This is a genomic window from Microbacterium umsixpiens (assembly GCF_053543675.1).
In genome coordinates, this window is record NZ_JBLVOH010000183.1 from 1 (window position 1) to 1669 (window position 1669).

Here is a 1669-nt window from a genome sequence, read left to right on the forward strand (position 1 = left end):
GGATCACTCTGGCTGCCGTGGCGGCCGTCGTCGTGGTCGTCGGCGGGATCTTCGGCCTGAACGCCCTGGTCGCGAACCTCGGCACCGAGCCGCAGCCCGAGGCCACCGCGCAGGAGGTCGACCCGCAGGACCCGGTCTCCGATGCGGTGCCCAAGGTCACCGAGCTCACCGGCACACGGCAGGGCGACCAGGTGACCTTCACGTGGACGAACCCCGATCCGGTCGAGGACGACAGCTTCATCTGGTCCGAGACGGGTGGTGCGGCAGACGGCGCCGTCCGGCAGGCGCCCGACGAGACGGTCACGTTCACCCCCGCGTCGACGGGCGAGGTGTGCATCGAGGTGATGCTGCGTCGCGGCGACGGGCGTGCTTCCGAACCCGTCACGGGGTGCGTCGGATGACCGCGCCGGCGGCGGTCACCGTCGAGTTCGCGGGGGAGTACTTCCCGATCGAACCGGGGAGCCGCTTCATCGTCGGGCGCGAGGGAGACCTCGAACTCGACGACAACCTCTTCCTGCACCGTCACTTCCTCGAGATCAGCGACGGCGAGGGGCTCTGGTGGCTCGCGAACGTCGGCACGCGTCTCACCGCGACCGTGACCGATTCGGCGGGCGGTGTGCAGGCGTGGCTCGCCCCCGGTGCGCGGCTGCCCCTGGTGTTCGAGACCACGACGATCGTGTTCAGCGCCGGTCCCACCACGTACGAGCTGGTGCTGCACGCCGCCGAGCCGACGTTCCGCGCCACCAAGCGCGAGCACGACGACGGGGGTGCCTCGACCATCGGCGACGTTCCCCTCACGCAGAGTCAGAAGCTGCTGATCCTCGCGCTGGCCGAACCGCAGCTTCGTCGCGACGGCACCGGCATGAGCGAGATCCCTTCATCGGCGGCCGCCGCCGAGCGTCTGGGCTGGACGGTCACGCGCTTCAACCGCAAACTCGACAACGTGTGCGACAAGTTCGACCGCATCGGCGTGCCGGGTATGCGGGGAGGTCAGCGCAGCTTCGCGACCAACCGCCGCGCGCGACTGGTCGAGCACGTCATCGCCTCACGGCTGGTGAGCAAAGACGACCTCCCGCTGCTGGATGCCCCGCAGCCGAGTGAGGCAGAGGGAGAGAACGAGTGAAGGTACGGCTGACCCTGCTCCGTCAGGGCGCGGCATCCAGCGACATCGAGGTCACCGCTGAGAACACGGCGACGATCGGCGAGATCGCCGCGATGATCGTCCGGGCGGACCCGCTCGGATCCTTCGCCACCGCCGATCCGACCGCGGTGACGCTGGAGGCGTACAGCTCGGTGGTCGCCGGCTCGGGTGACCTGCTCGCGCCGGAGTCGACCTTCGCGCACGTCGGTCTCGCGCACGGAGCGACCGTCCGGGTGGTGCCCGCCACGTATCAGCAGCGCCCGGTGATCGGTCGCATGGAGGTCGGCACGGGGCCGGGAGCGCGGTCGATCGCGCTCACCCGCGGCACGATCGTGCTCGGTCGCGACGACTCCTGCGACGTCGTGATCGACGATCCGCTGGTGTCCAAGCGGCATGCCCGGCTCGAGATCGGCGATCGCGTCGAGATGATCGACCTGAACTCCGCCAACGGCATCCTGATCGACGGGGCCTCTGTCGTGCGTCTGGTCGCCGCCGAGGGGGAGCTCGCCGTCGTGATCGGCGACACCC

The 1669-nt window shown here is 70.0% G+C and carries 2 protein-coding genes and 1 pseudogene; all 3 read left to right on the forward strand.

Translation table 11 applies throughout. The features are described 5' to 3' along the window. A pseudogene (locus tag ACNPM4_RS17050) lies at positions 1-401 on the forward strand (hypothetical protein); the annotation flags it as partial. Then, on the forward strand, positions 398-1123 hold the full coding sequence (locus ACNPM4_RS17055) for a hypothetical protein (protein WP_029263897.1): 726 nt from the start codon (positions 398-400) through the stop codon (positions 1121-1123). The pseudogene ACNPM4_RS17050 and the gene ACNPM4_RS17055, both read left to right, overlap by 4 nt. Beyond that, a partial coding sequence (locus ACNPM4_RS17060) for an FHA domain-containing protein (protein ID WP_448986474.1) occupies positions 1120-1669 on the forward strand: 550 nt, incomplete at its 3' end. The genes ACNPM4_RS17055 and ACNPM4_RS17060, both read left to right, overlap by 4 nt.

Excerpts from the sequence above, each read along its gene's own strand:
- ACNPM4_RS17055 (WP_029263897.1), top strand. The coding sequence starts at position 398 with ATGACCGCGCCGGCGGCGGTCACCGTCGAGTTCGCGGGGGAGTACTTC.